This window comes from Marinactinospora endophytica (assembly GCF_054780875.1).
Window position 1 is genome coordinate 234,949 of record NZ_BAAGVM010000002.1, and the last position, 18,881, is coordinate 253,829.

Genomic DNA, 18,881 nt, shown 5'->3' on the forward strand with positions numbered 1-18,881 from the left:
CGAGGGGCCTGTTCCGCATGTACTCCATTCCTCCGATCGCGGCCGCGATCGGTTTCGCCGCGATTCTTCTCACCACTCTCACCGGTGTCCTCACCCCCGTCTTCGGGGCGGCTGCGGCCGGTGCCGCCGTCATCTGCCTGACCATCTTCGTCCGCCTTCTCGTCCTTCCCCTGGGCTACCTCCAGGTGCGGGCGGAGAAGACCCGTGAGCGTCTCGCGCCCAAGGTGCGGGCACTTCAGGCGCGCCACGGCAGTGATCCGGAGCGGCTCAGCACCGAGATGATGCGGCTGTACACGGAGGAGAAGACCTCTCCCCTCGCCGGTTGCCTGCCGATGCTGGCCCAGACGCCGGTCTTCATCGTGCTGTACGGCCTGTTCATCGTTCCCGAGGTCGGCGGGAGGCCCAACGAGCTGTTGGCGCGCACCTTCGGAGGCGTGCCGCTCGGCGCGCTTCCGGGCGAGGTCCTCGCCGCGGGTGGGAGCGGGCTGTGGGTGTTCGGGGTGGTGGCCCTGGTGATCGCGGCCGGCGCGTGGGCGTCACGGCAGTGGCTGACCCTGCCGGCGATGCGCCGCGCCGAACAGTCCGGGCAGGAGCAGCTGCCCGGGATGTCCGTCATGACCTACCTGCCGTTTATAACGGTTGTGGTGACCATGTTCGTCCCACTGGCGGCCGGGCTCTACCTCGCGGCCACCACGGTGTGGACCGTTGCCGAGCGGCTGGTGCTGCGCCGGCTCGTGCGCGTGTGAGGCGGCCGCTCCCGGTGTGCGGGAGCGGCCGCCTCGGGGACTCCTACAACGGGACGTTGATGCAGGCGAGGCGGTCGCCGGCCTGGCCGGCGTGGCCGGGTTCGGTGTGGGTGTGCTCGGCGTGGATGACGATCGAGTTGGCCTCGCCCTGGCGGGGCACCCAGTCCACACTGGCCGAAGCGTCGGCGGAGCCGTCGGCGTCGGTGGTGAAGTCGAGCCAGATCTCGTTGTCGGGGTTGGCGTACTTGGGGTCGGTGGAGGGCTGTTGGGGGTCCTCCTCGTTCTGGTAGTGCGGTCCGGAGTCGTCGGGGGCGGCCCCGCAGGGTTTGGTGTGTACGTGGGCGCCGTAGTCGCGGTCGGGCTGTAGCCCGGAGATCCCCATGGTGACGATGGTGGGGGGAGCCCCCTTGGAGGTCACGGAGACGTTCACCGAGGCCCCTTCGGGGACCGCCTCGGGGTCGTAGGTGACGGCGGTCGCGTCCTCGCTGTAGCTCTGGAAGTCCCCGGTGACCGCCCCGGGTTCCGTGGTGCGCCGGTCGGTGGGGGTGGGGTCGGGAGGGGCGCCGGCGTCGCGCGGCGCCTCCTCCATCTGGCATCCGGACAGCAGCAGCGCGGTCAGGGCCGCCAGGCCCAGGGCGGTGGATGTGCTCCGCACGACGGTAACCCCCAGAGGATTCGGATTCGTCGAGACCGGGGACCGCTACCCGGATAATCCGCGCGATCACGTCCGGTTCCCGCAAGGGACGGTGGCGTCCAGAGGGCGCCCAGGGCGCCGGGCGGCCTAGAAGGGGACGTTGACGCAGGCGAGGCGGTCGCCGGCCTGGCCGGCGTGGCCGGGTTCGGTATGGGTGTGCTCGGCGTGGATGACGATCGAGTTGGCCTCGCCCTGGCGGGGCACCCAGTCGACCTCGGTGTCGACCTCGGCGGAGCCGTCGGCGTCGGTGGTGAAGTCGAGCCAGACCTCGTTGTCGGGGTTGGCGTACTTGGGGTCGGTGGAGGGCTGCTGGGGGTCCGCCTCGTTCTGGTAGTGCGGTCCGGAGTCGTCGGGGGCGGCCCCGCAGGGTTTGGTGTGCACGTGGGCGCCGTAGTCGCGGTCGGGCTGCAGCCCGGAGACCCGCAGGGTGAACGCCGTGCCGCCGTCCTCGGCCTCCGTGTTCACCTCCACCCGGGAGCCCGCGGGCACGGCCTCCTCGTCGTAGGTCACGGCCGCGGCCCCGGCGGAGTAGGCCTCGAACGTCTCCGAGATCGACGTGGGCCGCGGGCTCGCCGCGGTGGTCTGCTGTGCCGTGGGCTGTCCCGGGGACTGTCCGGTGGCCTGTGGCGTGTTGGTCGTCTCGCGGGTCGGCTCCTGTTCTCCTCCGCCGCAGCCGGACAGGAGCAGGGAGGACAGGGCCAGGCTGATCACAGCGGGGCTTGTGCGCATGCGAGGACTCCAAGACGGGTCGGGAGCGGACCTACGACCGTTACGCTACCGAAAGTAGTCGCTCGCGCACGCGCAGGCGCGGCGGGTCATGCGCGCGGGGCCGCCGAGGGGGCCGGCATCGGGTCCCGGAAGGAGAACGCGGCGGGGGACGCGCCGCGTTCGCGGAACAGGGCGAGGCGGTCGCGTGCCTCCTCGACGTCGGGAACGTGGCCCGCGGGCACCCACCACAGCACGAGGAAGGCCTCGCGCATGCGGGTGAACCACTCGCGTCGGCGGCGCACCGCCTCCAGGTGGTCGCTGCGGTAGGTGAAGTTCCACAGCGCCTCGTAGGTCTCCCAGACCGACAGGTTGACCAGGATCTCCTCGCCGAAGACGCGTACTCCCGTGGCGTCGTCGGCGCCCTCTCCGCGCAGGCGCCAGACGAAGCCGGGGCTGGTGTCGGCGAGGGCGTTGATCGGATCGAGGAGGGCGACGAAGCCGGCCATGGCGGGGGAGTCGAGAGGGGCGCGGAGCAGTCCGATGTTGAGTTGCGCCAGATGGTGGTCGCTCATGGCTCATGAGCAGACCACAGGGCCGGCTTCTAAGTCAATCTTTATTGTTTTTAGAGATGTGGACACAACACCACCCGGGAGCCGGCCGCATCGACGCCGTGACGTCGTCCGCGCCCGCCCCCGAGAGCAGTCCCCGGAGCAGTTCGAGGTTCATCCCACAGGCCAGGGGAGGGAAGGCCGCGGCGAGGGAGTGGAACGGGCAGTTGCGCAGCCGCAGCCCGGGCCCCTCCATGACCGGCTCGTACCCCTCCTCCTCCAGGCGCGCGCGCAGCTCGCCCAGATCGGGGGAGGCGGGGCCGTGCCCGCGGTCGGCCAGCGCCGCGCCCCTGCGCGCCCCTTCGGCGCGGGCGGCCGCGTACAGGGCCTCCTCGGCCCCGTGCCGCTCCACCGCCTCGGCGAGGAGGTGCGCGGCCGTCTCGTAGTCGCGCGGCGGCAGCCGCACCGCGTGCTCGCGCGCGGACCTGCGGTACAACTTGGCGGGACGGCCCGAACCCGGCCCCTCGCGGCCCGACACCTTGCGCCGCGTCACCTCCAGCAGGCCCACCTCGACGAGCTTGTCCAGGTGGAAGGCGACCAGGTTGCGCTGCGCGCCGGTCGCCTCGGCCGCCTCGGCCCGGCTCACCTCCCCGCCGTGCTCGACCACGTAGCGGTACAACCGGCGGCGCAGCGGCTCGCTCAGCGCGCCGACGGCCTCGATACCCGAATCGGTCATGCCCCCATTGTGGGCCGGATCCCCGGTTCGACGTGGAGGGGCGGGTAACGCCAGAACGGCCGGCGGCGTGGACGGGGGCGGGGAGGCGGTGGGCCGCCACGCGGACCGCGCCCGGGCCCGTGGCGGGGCCGAAAGCCCCATCGAGGCGCCGCGACCACGCTCGCGGTGCGCTCCTCCCGCCGGTACGGACCGAGGGACACCGGGAGGACCGTCCAGGGCCGGGACGCCGTAACGGGTGGACCGTCTCCTCGGAGGGTGTGGGCGGAGGGCGGCGATGACCGGGACACCGGCGCCGGCCTCTGGTCCGGCACCGGCGCCCGGCGGAGCGGGCGAAGCGTCCGGCCCCGTGGCCGACGTCAAGAGCTGGCCGGTGGCACCCGCCGCGATAAAGAGCGGGCACCGCGGCCCCAAGGGGAGGTCCGCTCCCGTCCACGCCCGCGGGGTCCGCCGGTGCGATGGTGTCGGTGTCCGGATCGCAGCGGACAGGGGAGGGGCGTCCCACCGCCGCGCGGTGGGACGCCCCGGGAAGCCGAATCGCCGGGGGAGGTCAGCCGACCTGTTTCTTGGCCTCAAGGGCCTCCATGGCGATGATGGCGGCGGCGACGGTGCGGTGGACCGGAACCTGGCGGTGCAGACCGACGAGCCGGATCACCTTGGTGACGCGCTCGTTCGGCGCGGCAAGTGCCAGACTGCCGTCGCGCTCGTTGACGGCGCGGTAGGCGCTGATGACGGCGTTGAGGCCGCTGGAATCCATGAAGTCCAACGCGGACAGATCAAGGATCAGCCAGGGCCCGTGCGTCTGGATGGCGGACAGGACATGCTCTTGGAGGTCGCCAGCGGTCGCGATGTCGAGTTCGCCCTCGACCCGTACGATCACGCTGTGGTTCTCGACCCGGGTGCTCAGCCCAAGCCTGTGCACGTTCACTCCTCCCGGCCCCACGTCAATCGAGGGGTCCCCTTGATAACCATAAGGCAGTGGTGGAATCCGGCCGGTGCGCCGTCTGGGTGCTCGACCCACCGTCGCACGGGAACCTGAGACCCACCTGGGTGGGGCGGCCACGGCCGTGCGGGTTCCGGATCCACTGGGTCCCGTAAGGCTCTGGGCACACACGGTATTAGGCGAAGGGGGCCTCGGGAATGCAGAAGCGGCAGATATTTTTTCCCACGTGAGGTGATTGCGCCTGATAACCGGATGTGGTCGGTTCCCGACAGGGAAACGAATCGGCCGAATGTGGAGTTTCCGCCTCCGGCGAGCTGTCCCATTGCTCCGGAGGTGGAGGGCTCCATCCCACATGGTGGAGGGAGGCGGTACCCGGCGCGGGGGGTACGTCGGGTCTGGTGTCGGGGGAGCGGGTCGGGAAGTCCAGCTCCGCTGCGTGTCCTGGAAACGGTCATCCTTATTCGAATGATTAGTGCGGCTACAACGGGACCGGCCTCCCGGCCCCACCATGGGGGTTCGTGGCGGGGGATCGCCTAGGCCGCGAGCGCCCCATAGTGGCGCTGCAACAGCCGGGCCATCGTCGCGTCCAGATCGGACAGGCCGGTATAGCCAGGGCGGGCGATCGCGGCGGCCTCGTCGTCCCCCGTGGGGTCGGCCTCGATCAGCCCGGCCACGGTCCGGCGGAGCTCGGCCAGACGCTCGCCGGCGGACACGGGATCGTAGGCGAGCGCTCGCTCGGCCGCGCCCAGCGCGTGGTACAGCGCGTGCAGCTCGGTGCGCGTGGTCTCGTCCGCGGCGGCGTTCCAGATGGCGTCGAGGGTCGTTCGGGTCTTGCGGAATCCCGCGGGAACGGTCCGCCGCGCCTGACGGAACCGGAAGTCCTGGACGCGACGCGCGCGGTCGCGCACGGAGGGCTGGCGAGAGGGGGAGAGAACCTGCTCTTTGCGGGGCATCGTGACTTCCTTCTCGACGTTGCGGTGAAGGGGGGATGATCCCGGCCCGTCACCTCTCGCGGCCGGACGGGGACCGCGAGAGTGTTTCGGGGTCGCGGATGAACCAGCTTCCCGGCCGCGTCGAACTCAAACCGAAAGCCGTCGAGATCTCCGTCAAAACAGGTTCTGACCTGCAAAAACATCGGGTGGTGTCAAGAGTTCGCCCCGGCCCGGTCCTCCCACGCCCTAGGCGGCCGGGCCGTCCGCGCCGAGGACCGCGATCAGCCGCTCGGCCGCCAACGTGGCGGTGAGGTCGCCCGCGCGGACCCCCTCCTCCAGGCGGGGGGCGAGCTCGCGCACCCCCGGATGGCGCAGCAGGCGGTCCATCATCCGGTCGCGGACCTGGGCCCACATCCACTCGACCTGCTGGCGGCTGCGGCGCTCCGCCAGCTCCCCGGTCCCCTCCAGCGCGGCCCGATGGGCCAGGACCGCCTCCCACACCTCGTCCAGACCGTCCCCGGTCAGACCGCTGCACGTCAGGACGCGAGGGGTCCAGGAGGGGCTGACCGGCCGCAGCAGCCGCAACGCCCGCGCCAACTCGCGCGCCGCCTTGCGGGCGTCCGCCGCGTAGGGACCGTCGGCCTTGTTCACCGCGACCACGTCCACCAGCTCCAGCACGCCCTTCTTGATCCCCTGGAGCTGGTCGCCGGTGCGGGCCAACGTGAGGAAGAGGAAGCAGTCGACCATGCCGGCGACCGTGACCTCCGACTGCCCGACCCCCACGGTCTCGACCAGCACCACGTCGAAGCCGGCCGCCTCCATCAGGACCATGGTCTCGCGCGTGGCGCGCGCGACGCCGCCCAGCGTCCCCGACGTGGGGGAGGGGCGGACGAACGCCGCGGGGTCCACCGACAGCCGTTCCATCCGCGTCTTGTCCCCGAGGATGCTGCCGCCGCTGCGTGTGGACGAGGGGTCGACGGCCAGCACCGCCACCCGATGCCCCCGGCCGGTGAGGTGGCTGCCGAGCGCGTCGATGAACGTCGACTTGCCGACACCGGGCACCCCGGTCACCCCGACGCGGTGCGCCCGGCCGCTATGGGGGAGCAACCGGACCAGCATCTGCTGGGCCAGCTCGGCGTGGTCGGGCCGGCGTGATTCGACCAACGTGATCGCGCGGGCCAGGGTCGGTCGGTGACCGGCGAGAACGCCGTCGACGTAGCCGTCGATGTCGATGGTGCGGGGCATCCGGATCCAGGTGTCGAAGGTCGTCAGGAGGCGTGGCCGAGCCGTTCGGCCAGCCGGTCCAGCAGTTCCAGCGCGGACTCGGAGATGACCGTGCCCGGCGGGAAGATCGCCGCCGCCCCCGCCTCGTACAGCGCGGCGAAGTCGGCGGGCGGGATGACCCCGCCGACCACGATCATGATGTCGTCACGGCCCAGGTCGGCCAGTTCCCGGCGCAGCGCCGGAACGAGCGTCAGATGGCCGGCCGCCAGCGACGACACCCCGACCACGTGCACGTCGGCCTCGGCGGCCTGCGCCGCGACCTCGGCCGGGGTCTGGAACAGCGGGCCCACGTCCACGTCGAAGCCGAGGTCGGCGAACGCGGTGGCGATGACCTTCTGTCCACGGTCGTGGCCGTCCTGGCCCATCTTGGCGACGAGGATGCGCGGACGGCGCCCCTCGTCCTCCTCGAACCGGGCCACCCGTTCGATCACGGAGTCCATGGTGGCGGAGTCCGTCCCCGCCTCGTCGCGGTACACCCCTGAGATGGTACGGATCCGGCCCGCGTGGCGCCCGAAGACCTTCTCGATCGCCTCGGAGATCTCTCCGACGGTGGCCTTGGCCCGGGCCGCGTCCACCGCGGCGGCGAGCAGATTGTGCTCCAGGGTCGCGCCGTCGGAGGAGGCCGCCGCGGCCGCGGTCAGGCGCTCCAGCGCGGCGCGCGTCGCCTCGGGGTCGCGTTCGGCGCGCAGCCGGCGCAGCTTCTCCAGCTGTTCCGCGCGCACCCGGGAGTTGTCGACCTTGAGGACCTCGATCTCGTCGGCCTCGGCGGGGCGGTACTTGTTCACGCCGATCACCGGCTGGCGGCCGGAGTCGATGCGGGCCTGGGTGCGCGCCGCGGCCTCCTCGATCCGCATCTTGGGGATGCCGGCGTCGATGGCCCGCGCCATGCCCCCGGCCTCCTCCACCTCGCGGATGTGCGCCCGGGCCCGGGCGACCAGTTCGGCCGTGAGCCGTTCGACGTAGGCGCTGCCGCCCCAGGGGTCGATGACCCGGGTGGTCCCCGACTCCTGTTGGAGGAGCAGCTGGGTGTTGCGCGCGATGCGCGCGGAGAAGTCCGTGGGCAGGGCCAGCGCCTCGTCCAGCGCGTTGGTGTGCAACGACTGGGTGTGGCCCTGGGTCGCGGCCATCGCCTCCACACAGGTGCGCACCACGTTGTTGAACACGTCCTGGGCGGTCAGCGACCAGCCCGAGGTCTGCGAGTGCGTGCGCAGACTCAGCGACTTGGGGTTGTCGGGGCCGAAGTCCGAGACGAGTTCGGCCCACAACAGCCGCGCCGCCCGCAGCTTGGCCACCTCCATGAAGAAGTTCATGCCGATGGCCCAGAAGAAGGAGAGACGCGGCGCGAAGGAGTCGACGGCCAGCCCGGCGTCGATGCCGGCCCGGATGTACTCGATGCCGTCGGCCAGCGTGTAGGCCAGCTCCAGGTCGGCGGTGGCCCCCGCCTCCTGCATGTGGTAGCCGGAGATGGAGATGGAGTTGAACCGCGGCATCCGCCGCGAGGTGTAGGCGAAGATGTCGGAGATGATCCGCATCGACGGCTGCGGCGGATAGATGTAGGTGTTGCGGACCATGAACTCCTTGAGGATGTCGTTCTGGATGGTCCCCGACAGCTTCTCCGGCGCGACCCCCTGCTCCTCCGCGGCCACGATGTACAGCGCCATCACCGGCAGCACCGCGCCGTTCATCGTCATCGACACGCTCATGCGATCCAGCGGGATGCCGTCGAACAGCTGCCGCATGTCCAGGATGGAGTCGATCGCGACGCCGGCCATGCCCACGTCGCCGGTCACCCGCGGATGGTCGGAGTCGTAACCGCGGTGGGTGGCCAGGTCGAAGGCGACGGACAGCCCTTTCTGGCCCGCCGCGAGGTTGCGGCGGTAGAAGGCGTTGGACTCCTCGGCCGTGGAGAACCCGGCGTACTGGCGGATCGTCCAGGGCTGGTTGACGTACATCGTCGGATAGGGACCGCGCAGGAAGGGGGCGATCCCCGGATAGGAGCGGACGAAGTCCAGGTCGGCGCGGTCGTCGGGGACGTAGAGCGGTTTGACACCGATGCCCTCGGGTGTCTCCCACACCAGGGCGTCGGGCCCCTTGCCGGTGGCGGCGAGGAGTTCCGCGCGCCACCGCTCCCCGTCACCGGAGCCGGCCGCGGGCGTGCCCGGGGCGACGGTGCTGAAGTCGGGGATCACCGGACGGGTCATCGTGCCACCCCCAGGTGGTCGCAGAGTTCTTCCAACAGGCCGAGCGCGTCACAGCCGGTGAAGACGTGGCCGTCCACGTCGGCGGTCCCCTCGGGCCGCCCGGCGAGCAGGACCCGGGTGGCCCCCGCCTCCCGTAGCGCCCGGGCCGCCGCCGCGGCCTGCTCGGCGTAGACCGCGTCACTGGAGCACAGGCAGGCCACGGTGGTCCCGCTGTCGCGGAAGCGCGCGGCGAGCTCGTCGGCCCCGTCGACCACGCCGGCCCGGACCGGCTCGATCCCGCCCGCGGCGAACAGGTTCGCGGCGAAACCGGCGCGGGCGGTGTGCGCGGCGAGCGGGCCCAGCGTCGCCAGGAACACCCGGGGACGCTCCCCGGTGCGGGCGAGGTGGGCGTCGGAGCGGGCGCGCAGCGTCTCGTAGTCCTCGGCGTAGCGCCGTTGCGGCAGCGCGCCGGGCCCCGTGGGCCGCGCGGGGGCGGGCCGGCGCTCCAGTACGGGTTCGGCCAGGTCGGGGAACTCGCTGACACCGGTGAGCGGGTCGCGGCGGTGGGCGAGGTTGGCGCGGCGCTGCCGCCACACCTCCTCGATCCGCTCGGCGAGCACGCCGTCCGCGAGCGCGCGGACCATGCCGCCGGCGCCCTCCAGCTCCTGGAAGAAGGCCCACCCCCGCGCGTACAGGTCGGCGGTGAGCCGTTCGACGTAGAACGAGCCGCCCGCGGGGTCGGTGACCCGGGCCAGGTGAGCCTCCTCGACCAGCAGCGACTGGGTGTTACGGGCGATCCGCCGGGCCAGGGGGTCGGGCAGGCCCAGCGCGGAGTCGAAGGGGCGGACCGTGATCGCGTCGGCGCCGGCGACCCCCGCGGAGAAGCAGGCCAGGGTCGTGCGGAGCACGTTGACGTAGGGGTCGCGCCGGGTCATCATCGCGGCCGAGGTGACCACGTGCTGGCGCATCGTCCGTTGGGCCGGGGCCAGGCCGCAGACCTCGGTGACCCGGTTCCACATGGCGCGGGCGGCGCGCAGCTTCGCGATGGTCAGGAACTGGTCGGCGGTGGCGGCGAAGCGGAACTCCAGCCGCGCCGCGGCCTCGGCGAGGTCCATCCCGGCTCCGGTGAGGGCCCGCAGGTAGGCGACTCCGGACGCCATGGCCGCGCCGAGCTCCTGGGCCTCGGAGCCGCCGGCCTCGTGATAGGGGGTGGCGTCGACGGTGACGAGCAGCAGGGAGGGGTGGTCGGCCGCCTTCTCGACCGCGAACCGGGCGGCCGTGTCGAGGTCGGCGGGTTCGCCCGAGCGGGCGGCGACGGTGATGGGGTCGATGCCGAGGTTGCCGGTGACGGCCGTGGCGGGGACGCCGTCGTCGGCGTGCGCGGCCAGGAGGGCGTCGGCGGCGGTGACGTAGTCGGCGCCGGCGTCCAGGGTGACGGGGGCGACGCCGAGCAGGACGTCGGTGAGCACCTCCCCGATGTCGTCGACCGCGACACCCCCTTCGCCGGTGACGAGCCACAGCGAGGACACGCCGTTTTCGAGGTCGGCCAGGATCGCGCGGCGCGTCACCCCGGGATCGGGGTCGGCATGGGCCTGCCGGACGTCCCAGCCGTCGGTGACGGCCCCCTGCGGCCGGCGTCCACGGGTGAAGGGGGCAAGCCCGGGATAGCCGGAGTCGAGCCCGTCCTCCTCGGTGTAGAGCGGGCGGAGGACCACCCCGTCATAGGTGGTGGTGGCCAGCAGGTCCTCGGGTGCGCCGGGGGAGGTGTCGGGGTCGAGCCCGCTACGCCGCAGGACCCCGGCCACGAGCTCACGCCAACGGTCGCGTGTGGCCGGCGGGAACTCCGCGCCGGAGGTGGTTCCGTCCTGCGACGCGTTCGCGTTCTTCTCGGGCACCCTCATGACGGTGATAGTAGAGAACCGGATTCGGTCCGTGCAGCCTCAGGGTATGTGAAGTGTGACCCGTGACGCACCGTGGTGTGTGCGGAGGGAGAGGTTGGCGATGGCCCTCATGGGAAAACGGTGGGTCTAGAAAAGGGGGAAACATCGGCGCAGAAAGGGAATCCTGGTAAAATCCGCCAGGGTCCTCATCCCCTGATCCCGGAGTGGACATCCCCCGGGAACCCTCCCCATCGCGGGTCCCACGCGCATTCATCCTTCCCCGAACTTCTGGAAAGCTGGCAATGCGTATTTCGACCACCCTTCGCGCCCTGGCCGTGGCCGGTCTGGGCTTCGCCGGCCTGACCCTGGCCGCGGTCCCGGCCGCGGCGGCCCCCGCCGAGCCCGAGCCCGCCACCGTCACCTACGACGTCACCAACGCGGCCACCGGCAGCACGATCGCCGGCTCCGCCACCTGGGACGACGCCTCCATGATCCACAAGGGCACCGTCGAGGTGCCCGCCGGCGGCGCCTACGTCGACATCCTCAGGTACAACCACGCCGCCGACAAGAGCGTCATCGACATGGAGCAGGTCTCCGCCGGCGCCGTCAGCGGCACCACCTTCGAATTCGGTCCCCTGGAGTTCGCCAAGCCCACCGGCGAGGGACAGTTCACCACCGCGCGGATCATCGTCTCGGCCGCCGACTACTCCCCGCTCGTCGTCATCGACTGCAACCAGAGCAAGTGCGCCCAGGTGCAGTAGTGGTCCCCGTCCGCGCCGGCCTCCCGGCGCGGACGCCCCTTCGGGAAGGAGCCGCATCGACATGACCGTCTACATCCCGATCGACGACCTCGAAGAACTGAAATCCCACCTCACCCGGATCCACGAGGCGTTCACCGAGGCCGACGACAAGGAGCCCGCCGGGGGGTTCGACAACATCGGGCCCGGCGTCTTCCAGAACGCGGCCGACCACTTCCACTCCGAGTGGGACGACGGACGCTACCAGCTCGCCCGCAACATCAAGGGGGTCAAGGAGGGGATCACCACGATCCTCGACTCCTTCGAACAGCTGGAGGACGACCTGGGCGCCCAGCTGGAGACCGAGGAGAAGTAGCGACCATCCGGGCCCGCGCGCGGGCCGGTGGGGAGGAGAGGACGACGTGTACCGCTTCGAGGAGGAGGACGCGGGCGGCGACAACCCGATCGTGCCGGTCGGGTTCGAACTGCGCGTGCCCGAGGGGTGGACCGAGTTCGACCTCACCGGCGAGACGCTCGCCGAACGCCGCGCCGAGCTGACCCGTCAGCTCGCCGGACGACCCGAGGCGTTGGAAGCGGTCGACGATCTGTTCGCCCAGTTCCGGCAGCTGTCCCGGGCGGCCACCGAGACGGGACTGGTCTTCGCGGCGGGCGCGTTCGAGAAGTACGAGGACGGCCTGTTCATGGCCAACGTCGCCGTGTTCTCCTTCAACCCGCCGCCCGGCGAGGACGTCGACCTGATCCGCATGGTCGAGGAGATCCACCCCGCCGCCGGCCAACGGGCGGAGCACACCTGGTTGAAGACGACGACGGTGCAGATCCCCGGCGCGGGCGTCTGCGGTCGTATCTTCGGCGTCGCCGAGCACGAGATGGTCCCCGGGGTGCCGACCTTCCAGGTCGTCACGCACACGGCGGTCAACGTCCCCGGCATGCGCAAGAAGCTGCTGATCAGCTGCGCCAGCCCCAACATCGACCAGGTCGATCCGCTCCTGGACCTGTTCGACGCGATCACCGGGACCATCGTCTTCTGGGAGGACGTCTGATCCGACGCCCGCCCCGCGCGACGAGGCGGGCGGCGTCCAGGGCCGCCCTCCGGCACCCGCCGGCGGGCGGCCCGAGCCGTCTCTTGGGCCCGGCGCGCCCGTGGCCGTGGCGGAGACGAAGCGGCGGAAACAAAAAGGGGCCGCCCGGGGGCGACCTGTTCGCAGGACACCCCGGGCGGCCCCGGAGCCGGTCGTCCTAGGGGATGGGCACCTTCACCTGGACCAGCTGGCCGTCGGCCAGGTGCAGGTAGGCGGTTCCCAGCGTGATCCGGCTGCTGGCCACCCCCTTCGGCAGGCGCAGTCCCAGGATCTCGCCGTCGGAGGAGGACTGCGGCGACAGCAGCGCGCCCATGCGGTTGCGCTTGAGGTGGACGTGCCAGCCCGAGAAGCCGCCCTGCAACGCCTCCGTCGTGCCCGCCGCGATGACCCCCCAGCCCTCGCCGACCAGCCCTCGCGCGATCCGCGAGAACTCCTTGCCCAGGTCGCTGTTGAGCAGCAGCTCCGCGTCGTCGATCACGATGACGCCGGTGTCGGCCGTCAGCCTGCCGATCGACTCGCGGAAGTCGCTCAACAGCGGGTTGGCGCTGTCCAGGACCGCGGGCACGCCCGGGTGGCCCTTCAGCTCCAACAGCGGGGAGGAACGGGGCGTCACCAGCATCAGCTGGCTGCCGCCCGCGATGAGCGAACGCGCCATGTTCAGCAACAGGCTGGAACGCCCCGACCGGGGCGGCCCGCCGATGAGGAAGGTCGGTGTGCGCGCGAGGTCGGCGCCGTAGGCGGTCAGCTCGTTGCCGCCCACGCCGACCAGGGCCCACAGCGGGCCGCGCGCGTCGCTCCGGTAGGCGTCGGCCTGCTCGTAGGTCAACTGGTCGGGGAGCACGTCCACGCGGAACGGACGCTGCGCGGGGGAGTCGCTGATCCGCCGTTTCACGAACGCCCCGATCCGGCTCAGCTCGGCGGCCTGCGCCGCGCCGGCGGGATCACGGGCCAGCATCGCCAGCTGCACCTCCGCGGCGTCGGAGGAACGGAAGGCGCGGCCGTCGGGGATGTTCTCCGGCAGCTTGCGGGAGGTCAACCCCACCTGGCTGTAGTCGTTGCGGTCGTTGAACCGCAGGATCAGCCGCTCCTCCGTCGTGGTGGCGTAGCGGGTGCGCGCCAGGGTGCGGTCACCGGCCAGGAACAGGTGGACGCCGACGGCGGCGCCGTCCCGCAGCAGCGTCACCAGGTCCTCGATCAGCGCACCGTGGTTGTACTCCTGGAAGACCTGCTCGAACGCCTCCACCCGGTCGAGGAACACCACGATGTGCGCGGGCCGTTCCTGTTCCGGCAGCGTCGCGCGCAGCTCGTTGATGTCGGCACAGCCGTGGGCGGCCAGCAACCGCTGCCGCCTCTCCAGCTCCTGGCCGAGCAGCCCCATCAACCGGATGACCCGGTCCTCCTGCGTCCGCGCCACGACCGCGCCGCAGTGCGGAAGCTCCGTCAACGGCAGCAGCGCGCCGTTGCCGCAGTCGATGCCGTACATGTGGAGGTCGGTCACGTCGTGGCCGAGCGCCAGCGCACCGGCGATCGTGCGCAGCGCCTGCGAGCGGCCGGTGCGGCCCGATCCGATCACGTGCAGGTGACCGGTCGAGGACAGGTCGATGGTGTAGGCCCGCTGGGCCTGGACCTCGGGCTGGTCGATCAGCCCGATCGGGACGGCCTGCACCGCCCCGGGGCGGGGCGCCGAGATGGGGGAGCCGCGCAGCATCTCGCCGAGCGTGAGCGCGGTCGGCAGCGCCGGCAGCCACGGGCTGGGCTGACGCTGCACCTGCACCCGCTCGCCCGCCTCCTGGATCGCCGACACCAGGACCGTCAGGTCGGTGACCTCCACGTCACCGCTCTCCGTGGACTCGGCGCGGCGCCGCATCGGCGCGGGGGCGGCGAAGTCGTTCCAGCGCAGCGGACGGGGCTCGGGCGCGCTGGCCGTCGTCGACATGACGACGCGCCGGCCGCCGACCCGGCCCGACTGGAACGGCAGCAGGGAGGCGTGTCCGAGCCGGGCGTAGGCGCGGCCCGGCGTGTCGATCCCGATCTGCGCAGCCTCCACCGCGTCGATGACGTCGCGGCTCTCGGCAGGGTCGGTCATGCGCAGCGCGATCCGCAGGTTGGTGTTGGCGCGGATGTCGTTGGTGACCACGCCCCCCGGCCGCTGCGTCGCCAGGACCAGGTGAATGCCGAGGGAGCGGCCCCGCTGGGCGATGTTGACCAGACCCTTGATGAAGTCGGGCAGCTCCCGCGCCATCGAGGCGAACTCGTCGATCACCAGCAGCAGCCGGGGCATCGCCGGCAACTGGGGGTCCCGGTCGAGCAGCTCGATGTAGTCCTCGATGTCCTTGGCCCCGGCCTTGGCGAGGATGTGCTCACGCCGCCGCAGCTCCGCGCCCAACGAGGTCAGCGCCCGACCGACCAGGTGGGTGTCGAGGTCGGTGACCATGCCGACGGTGTGCGGGAGTTTCACGCAGTCCTTGAACGCGCTGCCGCCCTTGTAGTCGACCAGCACGAACGACATCGCCTCGGGGCGGTTCACCGCGGCCAGCGACGCCACGAGTGTTTGAAGCAGCTCCGACTTACCCGAACCGGTGGTTCCGGCGATCAGCGCGTGCGGCCCGTCGCGGCGGATGTCGATGGAGAACGGGCCGTCCACCCCCACGCCGAGCGTGGCGACCGTGCTGCGGCCGCCGGCCGCCCAGTGCGCCGCGATGACCTCGGCGTCCGGGGGCTCCAGGCCCATGACGTCGAGCAGCCGGGCGCTGCGCGGCAGGGTGCCGTCCTCCTCGCTCGTCCCACTGTCCCGGATGGGGGCGAGCGCGCGGCCGACCCGTTCGGCCCAGCTCGCGGGGGGCGCGTCGACGCGGACCTGCTCCACGCTGTCGTACTTGGTCCGGCTGAGCCGCAGCCCCTCCGACGACACCGACACGACCGCCTGGCACTCCTCCGGCAGCAGCCGCTCCTCGGTGTCCAGGCACAGCACGTACACGCCCGCGGCCGGCCCCTCGCGCAGCAGCTGCACGACACCGGGCAGCGAGCGCATGCGGCGCGCGCCGTCCAGGACGACCACGATCTCGCTGCCGGGGTCGGCGCCCGCGGCGGCGGGGCCGCTGCGGGCGTCCACGATCGCCAACAGCTCCGCGATGCGCCGGGCGCAGGTCTCGGCGTCGACACCGATCCGGCTCAACGGGCCGCCCGTGGTCCGCCCCCGCAGGTGCGGCAGCCAGCGCGTCCACGCCCACTGGGGCTCGTCGCGTCCCAGGGACAGGATGTACAGCTCCAGTTCGGTGGGGCTGTGCAGTACCGCGAGCTGGCCGACCAGCCACCGGTTCAGCGCGTCCACCCGCTCGCCGCGCCCGGCCACGCCGACCACCCCGTTGTCGCGCAGCGACACGGTGACCGGGACGTCGCGCAGCCGCCAGGTGACCTCCTTGCGGTGGTCGTCCTTGGTCGGGTCGGTCAGGACCACCTTCGACGGGATCTCGCCCGTGCCCACCCGCAGCAGCGTGAAGTCCTCGTCGGTGCGGCGCCGCTCCCACAGCCGGGCCCGCGGTCCGGTCGCCAGGAGCAGGGCCGCCGCGGGGTCGGGGCAGGCGTCGCGACGCGCCCGCTGTTCGGCGTGCAGCGCCTCGGTGGCGTCGGCGGTGATCCGCTCGACCTTCTCCTCGTACTCCTTGACGTCCTTCTCGTAGCGCATCTTGCTGGTCCGGCGTTGCAGCATCTGCATGACGATGACCGACACCGGGGCCAGCAGACCGATGAGCAGGTAGTGCGGGCGCTGGAGGACCAGCGCGCTGCCCACCGCCATGAGGAGCGGCAGCAGGACCATCACCGCGAGCTGGACCAGGGGACGGTCCGGCGGTTCGGGCGGCGTGGGCAGGCGGAAGTTGGTCCGCGTGGGGGCGGGGTGCAGGCGCGGCGGCCGGTTGTAGTCCAGTCCGGTGCCGTCCGAGGAGGCCAGCACCGAGGCGTCGGCGCGCTGGGTCGGGTGCGCCTCCAGCAGGCTGTCGCCCATGACCAGCTGCCGTCCCGGCAGCCACGCCGTCCCGGGCTCGATCGGGTCGGTCTCCAACGTGACGGCGTCGCCGTCCACCGACAGCACGGTCACCGTGCCGTCGGCGTGGACGCGCACGCGCACCGACATCCCGGCGGAGTCCACCGGCACGCGCGCGGCGAGGGCGTCGCCGATCGTGTAGTCGCCCGGGTCGAGCCGGTGCACCAGCCCGCAGGACGGGCCGGAGACGACGCGGACCTCGGCGACGGCCGCCGGCTCCTCCGCGGACGGCCCCGGAAGCCCGACGCTGACGACGGCCCCGTCGTAGAGGCCGGCCTCGGTGAGCGACTTGTGACCGGCGATCTGGCGCTGGCCGACGTAGAGGCGCGGCGCCCAGTTGTCCTGGTGCGGCGGGAGCCCCAGGACGGGCGCGATCGAGCTCGCCAGCTGGTTGACCGAGGAGCTCGCCTCAGCTTCGACGAGGAGATCGACCTGTGGACCGGGCGACGGCGTGCCGCCGCCGGCCGCGCCCACGGGAGCTGTTGCGGTGAGGATGAGACGCACGGCCTGATCTTCTTCCGGTTGGGGAAACGACCCGGACCGCCCCGGTGCTCCGGGACGGCCCGTCAGGTGGGGCGGGTCGGCGTCAGCCGCGCAGGCCCTCGCCCAGCTTGGTGTCGGTCTCGTCGAAGGAGTCGCCGACCTGCTTGACGTACTTGCTGATGCCCTCCAGGCCGTCGTTGACGTCCTTGAATCCCTGGTGGAACTGCTCGAAGAACGGCTTGAAGTCCTTCTCGGCGCCGGGCGTCTTGTAGCCGTCCTCCAGGAGACCGTCGACCTTCGACTTGATCGTCTCCAGCCTCTCCTGGAAGTCGTTGAAGTCGGCGAGCAGGGACGAGGAGGTCTCCGAGGTCTTGTCGGAGTCGACGGAGTAAACCGGCATGTCACACCCTTAGGAGTTCGAGGCCGCCACGGTGGGGCCGTGGCGCACCGACCGCTGGGAACCGGCGCTCCCGGCCGTCCTGACGACGACGCGGATGGAGCGCACACTGGTTAATACGGATGCGGACGCGACGGGGTTCAGACTTTTCCGTTTTGGGGCCCGTGGCGGCGGAAGTCCGGTCCTCGGGCGGTTCGGGGCGGGATCCGCGCGGGAGCGCGAGGAGCGGCGGCCGGAGCCGTGGGGGCGGTCGGATCCGGCGGCGCTCCCCGACGAGGCGGTCGGCGGCCCGGTCCCTCGCCCTCCGGGCCGGGGAGCCGTGTGCTCTGCGCACTCGCTTCGCCTGGCCGGGAGGGGCCGTGACGGTGGCGCCCCCTAGCCATCGGTCCTCGGCGGATCCAGCCGGATCCGCTTCGGGAACCCTAGGGGGCGGGGCGCCGATGCGGCGGCGGGTGGCATGCCCGCGGCGATGAGCGCGGCGATCAGCTCGTCGGCGTGGGAGGTGCGGACGACCAGGTTGCTTCCCAGCCCGGCCGCGATCTCCAGCGCCGGACCGGTGGTGGCGCCGGCGAAGACGCGCCAGCCGCCGAAGGTGGCCTTGGTCCAGTTCAGGTGGCCACGGCCCACGTAGCGGATGGTCGCGACGGGGATCTTCTTCTCCTGGTTTATGCCACCGTGCAGGCGGAGAACCCCCTTCTCGATTGTGATCCCGACGAAGCAGTTGGCGTAGAGGATTCCTCCCAGAACGAGGGGAGGAAGGAGCATGAGGAAGTAGAGGCCGATCGAACCGTCGCCCCAGCGATAGGCGACCCACTGCGATGCCACGATCATCGCGCAGACGGCGATACCGCTCAGGACAAGGCCGATCCGGGCATTCCACTCCTTACGGGAGTACCTGGGAGCGGTGGTGGTCCTGGAAGAACCAGGTGGGGGAGAGGGGGAGGCGGTCACCGGTTCCGGCTGGACCGCGGGAGCGGGGGCAGGACACGGGAGGGGATCGACCGCGCCGAGGAGAGGGTCGGCCTCGGCGCGCAGGGCCGTGATCCGGTCGCGGTGCTCCAGGATGCGGACCCGCAGGCTGAAGGCGAGGTCGGTCGCCGTCCTGTACTCGTACTCCATCGACCACAGGGCGGCCCACAGCTCTTCGGCCTCTTCGAGGGCGGACGCGGTGTCCTCGCGGATCCGTGTCAGCAGGGCGTGCTGTTGCTCGGGAAGTCCGGTGCCGAGCGCGGCGGCCAAGCGGCCGTCCAGCTCCGCTGCCGCCTCCCGCAGCCGTTCGATCTCGCCACGGGTGCGCGCCTGCACCTCGCTGGTGTTGGCGAACTTCTTGCGTTCGCCGCCGCGACCCCGGTAGAGGGAGGATTGCAGGAGGAACAGGACGGCCGACATGAGCCCCACCAGCAGTGCCGCCTGGGCCCAGACGGGGAGGGTATCGAGCAGGTCGTTCATGGCCGCGCTCCGGGTGCTGCGTCAC

The 18,881-nt window shown here is 71.8% G+C and carries 16 protein-coding genes; 4 read left to right on the forward strand and 12 right to left on the reverse strand.

Features of this window, described 5'->3' with window-relative positions; translation table 11 throughout:
• The first annotated feature begins 17 nt into the window (after positions 1-17).
• Positions 18-746, forward strand: coding sequence for a YidC/Oxa1 family membrane protein insertase (locus tag ACYVHU_RS04965; RefSeq protein WP_498947646.1), 729 nt, complete (start codon positions 18-20; stop codon positions 744-746).
• Between the two features lie 43 nt (positions 747-789).
• Here ACYVHU_RS04965 and ACYVHU_RS04970 read toward each other — a convergent pair whose 3' ends face one another.
• The 9 genes from ACYVHU_RS04970 to ACYVHU_RS05010 all read right to left on the reverse strand — a co-directional run bounded on the left by ACYVHU_RS04970 (position 790) and on the right by ACYVHU_RS05010 (position 10,669).
• Positions 790-1,401 (reverse strand): superoxide dismutase family protein, encoded by a 612-nt coding sequence (locus ACYVHU_RS04970; RefSeq protein WP_078760705.1) that lies wholly within the window; start codon positions 1,399-1,401, stop codon positions 790-792.
• Positions 1,402-1,527: 126 nt separating this feature from the next.
• A complete protein-coding gene (locus tag ACYVHU_RS04975; protein WP_432938083.1) occupies positions 1,528-2,169 on the reverse strand; it encodes a superoxide dismutase family protein in 642 nt (213 codons plus the stop codon).
• Positions 2,170-2,255: 86 nt separating this feature from the next.
• A complete protein-coding gene (locus ACYVHU_RS04980; RefSeq protein ID WP_432938086.1) occupies positions 2,256-2,720 on the reverse strand; it encodes a DUF3291 domain-containing protein in 465 nt (154 codons plus the stop codon).
• Positions 2,721-2,754: 34 nt separating this feature from the next.
• Positions 2,755-3,432: a helix-turn-helix transcriptional regulator gene (locus ACYVHU_RS04985; RefSeq protein ID WP_078760702.1), complete on the reverse strand. Its 678-nt coding sequence runs from the start codon at positions 3,430-3,432 to the stop codon at positions 2,755-2,757.
• Positions 3,433-3,979: 547 nt separating this feature from the next.
• The gene (locus ACYVHU_RS04990) at positions 3,980-4,351 is read right to left on the reverse strand and encodes an STAS domain-containing protein (RefSeq protein ID WP_078760701.1); all 372 of its coding nucleotides are present in this window, start codon (positions 4,349-4,351) and stop codon (positions 3,980-3,982) included.
• Positions 4,352-4,905: 554 nt separating this feature from the next.
• On the reverse strand, positions 4,906-5,325 hold the full coding sequence (locus ACYVHU_RS04995; protein ID WP_078760700.1) for a hypothetical protein: 420 nt from the start codon (positions 5,323-5,325) through the stop codon (positions 4,906-4,908).
• 225 nt (positions 5,326-5,550) lie between these two features.
• The gene (gene meaB / locus ACYVHU_RS05000) at positions 5,551-6,549 is read right to left on the reverse strand and encodes a methylmalonyl Co-A mutase-associated GTPase MeaB (RefSeq protein WP_078760699.1); all 999 of its coding nucleotides are present in this window, start codon (positions 6,547-6,549) and stop codon (positions 5,551-5,553) included.
• A 23-nt stretch (positions 6,550-6,572) separates the two neighbouring features.
• The gene (gene scpA / locus ACYVHU_RS05005; RefSeq protein WP_078760950.1) at positions 6,573-8,777 is read right to left on the reverse strand and encodes a methylmalonyl-CoA mutase; all 2,205 of its coding nucleotides are present in this window, start codon (positions 8,775-8,777) and stop codon (positions 6,573-6,575) included.
• Between the two features lie 8 nt (positions 8,778-8,785).
• Positions 8,786-10,669, reverse strand: coding sequence for a methylmalonyl-CoA mutase family protein (locus tag ACYVHU_RS05010; RefSeq protein ID WP_432938091.1), 1,884 nt, complete (start codon positions 10,667-10,669; stop codon positions 8,786-8,788).
• 281 nt (positions 10,670-10,950) lie between these two features.
• Between ACYVHU_RS05010 and ACYVHU_RS05015 the strand changes: the two genes are divergently transcribed.
• From ACYVHU_RS05015 to ACYVHU_RS05025, 3 genes are all read left to right on the forward strand, one after another.
• The gene (locus ACYVHU_RS05015; RefSeq protein ID WP_078760697.1) at positions 10,951-11,409 is read left to right on the forward strand and encodes a hypothetical protein; all 459 of its coding nucleotides are present in this window, start codon (positions 10,951-10,953) and stop codon (positions 11,407-11,409) included.
• A 61-nt stretch (positions 11,410-11,470) separates the two neighbouring features.
• Entirely contained in the window at positions 11,471-11,761 is a 291-nt protein-coding gene (locus ACYVHU_RS05020; RefSeq protein ID WP_078760696.1) for a hypothetical protein, read from the forward strand.
• Positions 11,762-11,807: 46 nt separating this feature from the next.
• Positions 11,808-12,446, forward strand: coding sequence for a hypothetical protein (locus tag ACYVHU_RS05025; protein WP_078760695.1), 639 nt, complete (start codon positions 11,808-11,810; stop codon positions 12,444-12,446).
• 196 nt (positions 12,447-12,642) lie between these two features.
• On the opposite strand, the gene ACYVHU_RS05030 is transcribed toward ACYVHU_RS05025, so the two are convergent.
• From ACYVHU_RS05030 to ACYVHU_RS05040, 3 genes are all read right to left on the reverse strand, one after another.
• Positions 12,643-17,031: an FtsK/SpoIIIE domain-containing protein gene (locus tag ACYVHU_RS05030; RefSeq protein WP_432938096.1), complete on the reverse strand. Its 4,389-nt coding sequence runs from the start codon at positions 17,029-17,031 to the stop codon at positions 12,643-12,645.
• Positions 17,032-17,113: 82 nt separating this feature from the next.
• On the reverse strand, positions 17,114-17,410 hold the full coding sequence (locus tag ACYVHU_RS05035; protein ID WP_078760693.1) for a WXG100 family type VII secretion target: 297 nt from the start codon (positions 17,408-17,410) through the stop codon (positions 17,114-17,116).
• Between the two features lie 372 nt (positions 17,411-17,782).
• On the reverse strand, positions 17,783-18,856 hold the full coding sequence (locus ACYVHU_RS05040) for a hypothetical protein (RefSeq protein ID WP_498947653.1): 1,074 nt from the start codon (positions 18,854-18,856) through the stop codon (positions 17,783-17,785).
• Between the last annotated feature and the right edge of the window lie 25 nt (positions 18,857-18,881).

Bases quoted from the DNA above. Each gene is read 5' to 3' on its own strand.
- ACYVHU_RS05010 (WP_432938091.1), bottom strand. From the start codon at position 10,669: ATGAGGGTGCCCGAGAAGAACGCGAACGCGTCGCAGGACGGAACCACC.
- ACYVHU_RS05020 (WP_078760696.1), top strand. From the start codon at position 11,471: ATGACCGTCTACATCCCGATCGACGACCTCGAAGAACTGAAATCCCAC.
- ACYVHU_RS04980 (WP_432938086.1), bottom strand. From the start codon at position 2,720: ATGAGCGACCACCATCTGGCGCAACTCAACATCGGACTGCTCCGCGCC.
- ACYVHU_RS04975 (WP_432938083.1), bottom strand. From the start codon at position 2,169: ATGCGCACAAGCCCCGCTGTGATCAGCCTGGCCCTGTCCTCCCTGCTC.
- ACYVHU_RS04995 (WP_078760700.1), bottom strand. From the start codon at position 5,325: ATGCCCCGCAAAGAGCAGGTTCTCTCCCCCTCTCGCCAGCCCTCCGTG.
- ACYVHU_RS04965 (WP_498947646.1), top strand. From the start codon at position 18: ATGTACTCCATTCCTCCGATCGCGGCCGCGATCGGTTTCGCCGCGATT.
- ACYVHU_RS05040 (WP_498947653.1), bottom strand. From the start codon at position 18,856: ATGAACGACCTGCTCGATACCCTCCCCGTCTGGGCCCAGGCGGCACTG.
- ACYVHU_RS04985 (WP_078760702.1), bottom strand. From the start codon at position 3,432: ATGACCGATTCGGGTATCGAGGCCGTCGGCGCGCTGAGCGAGCCGCTG.
- meaB (WP_078760699.1), bottom strand. From the start codon at position 6,549: ATGCCCCGCACCATCGACATCGACGGCTACGTCGACGGCGTTCTCGCC.
- ACYVHU_RS05035 (WP_078760693.1), bottom strand. From the start codon at position 17,410: ATGCCGGTTTACTCCGTCGACTCCGACAAGACCTCGGAGACCTCCTCG.
- ACYVHU_RS05015 (WP_078760697.1), top strand. From the start codon at position 10,951: ATGCGTATTTCGACCACCCTTCGCGCCCTGGCCGTGGCCGGTCTGGGC.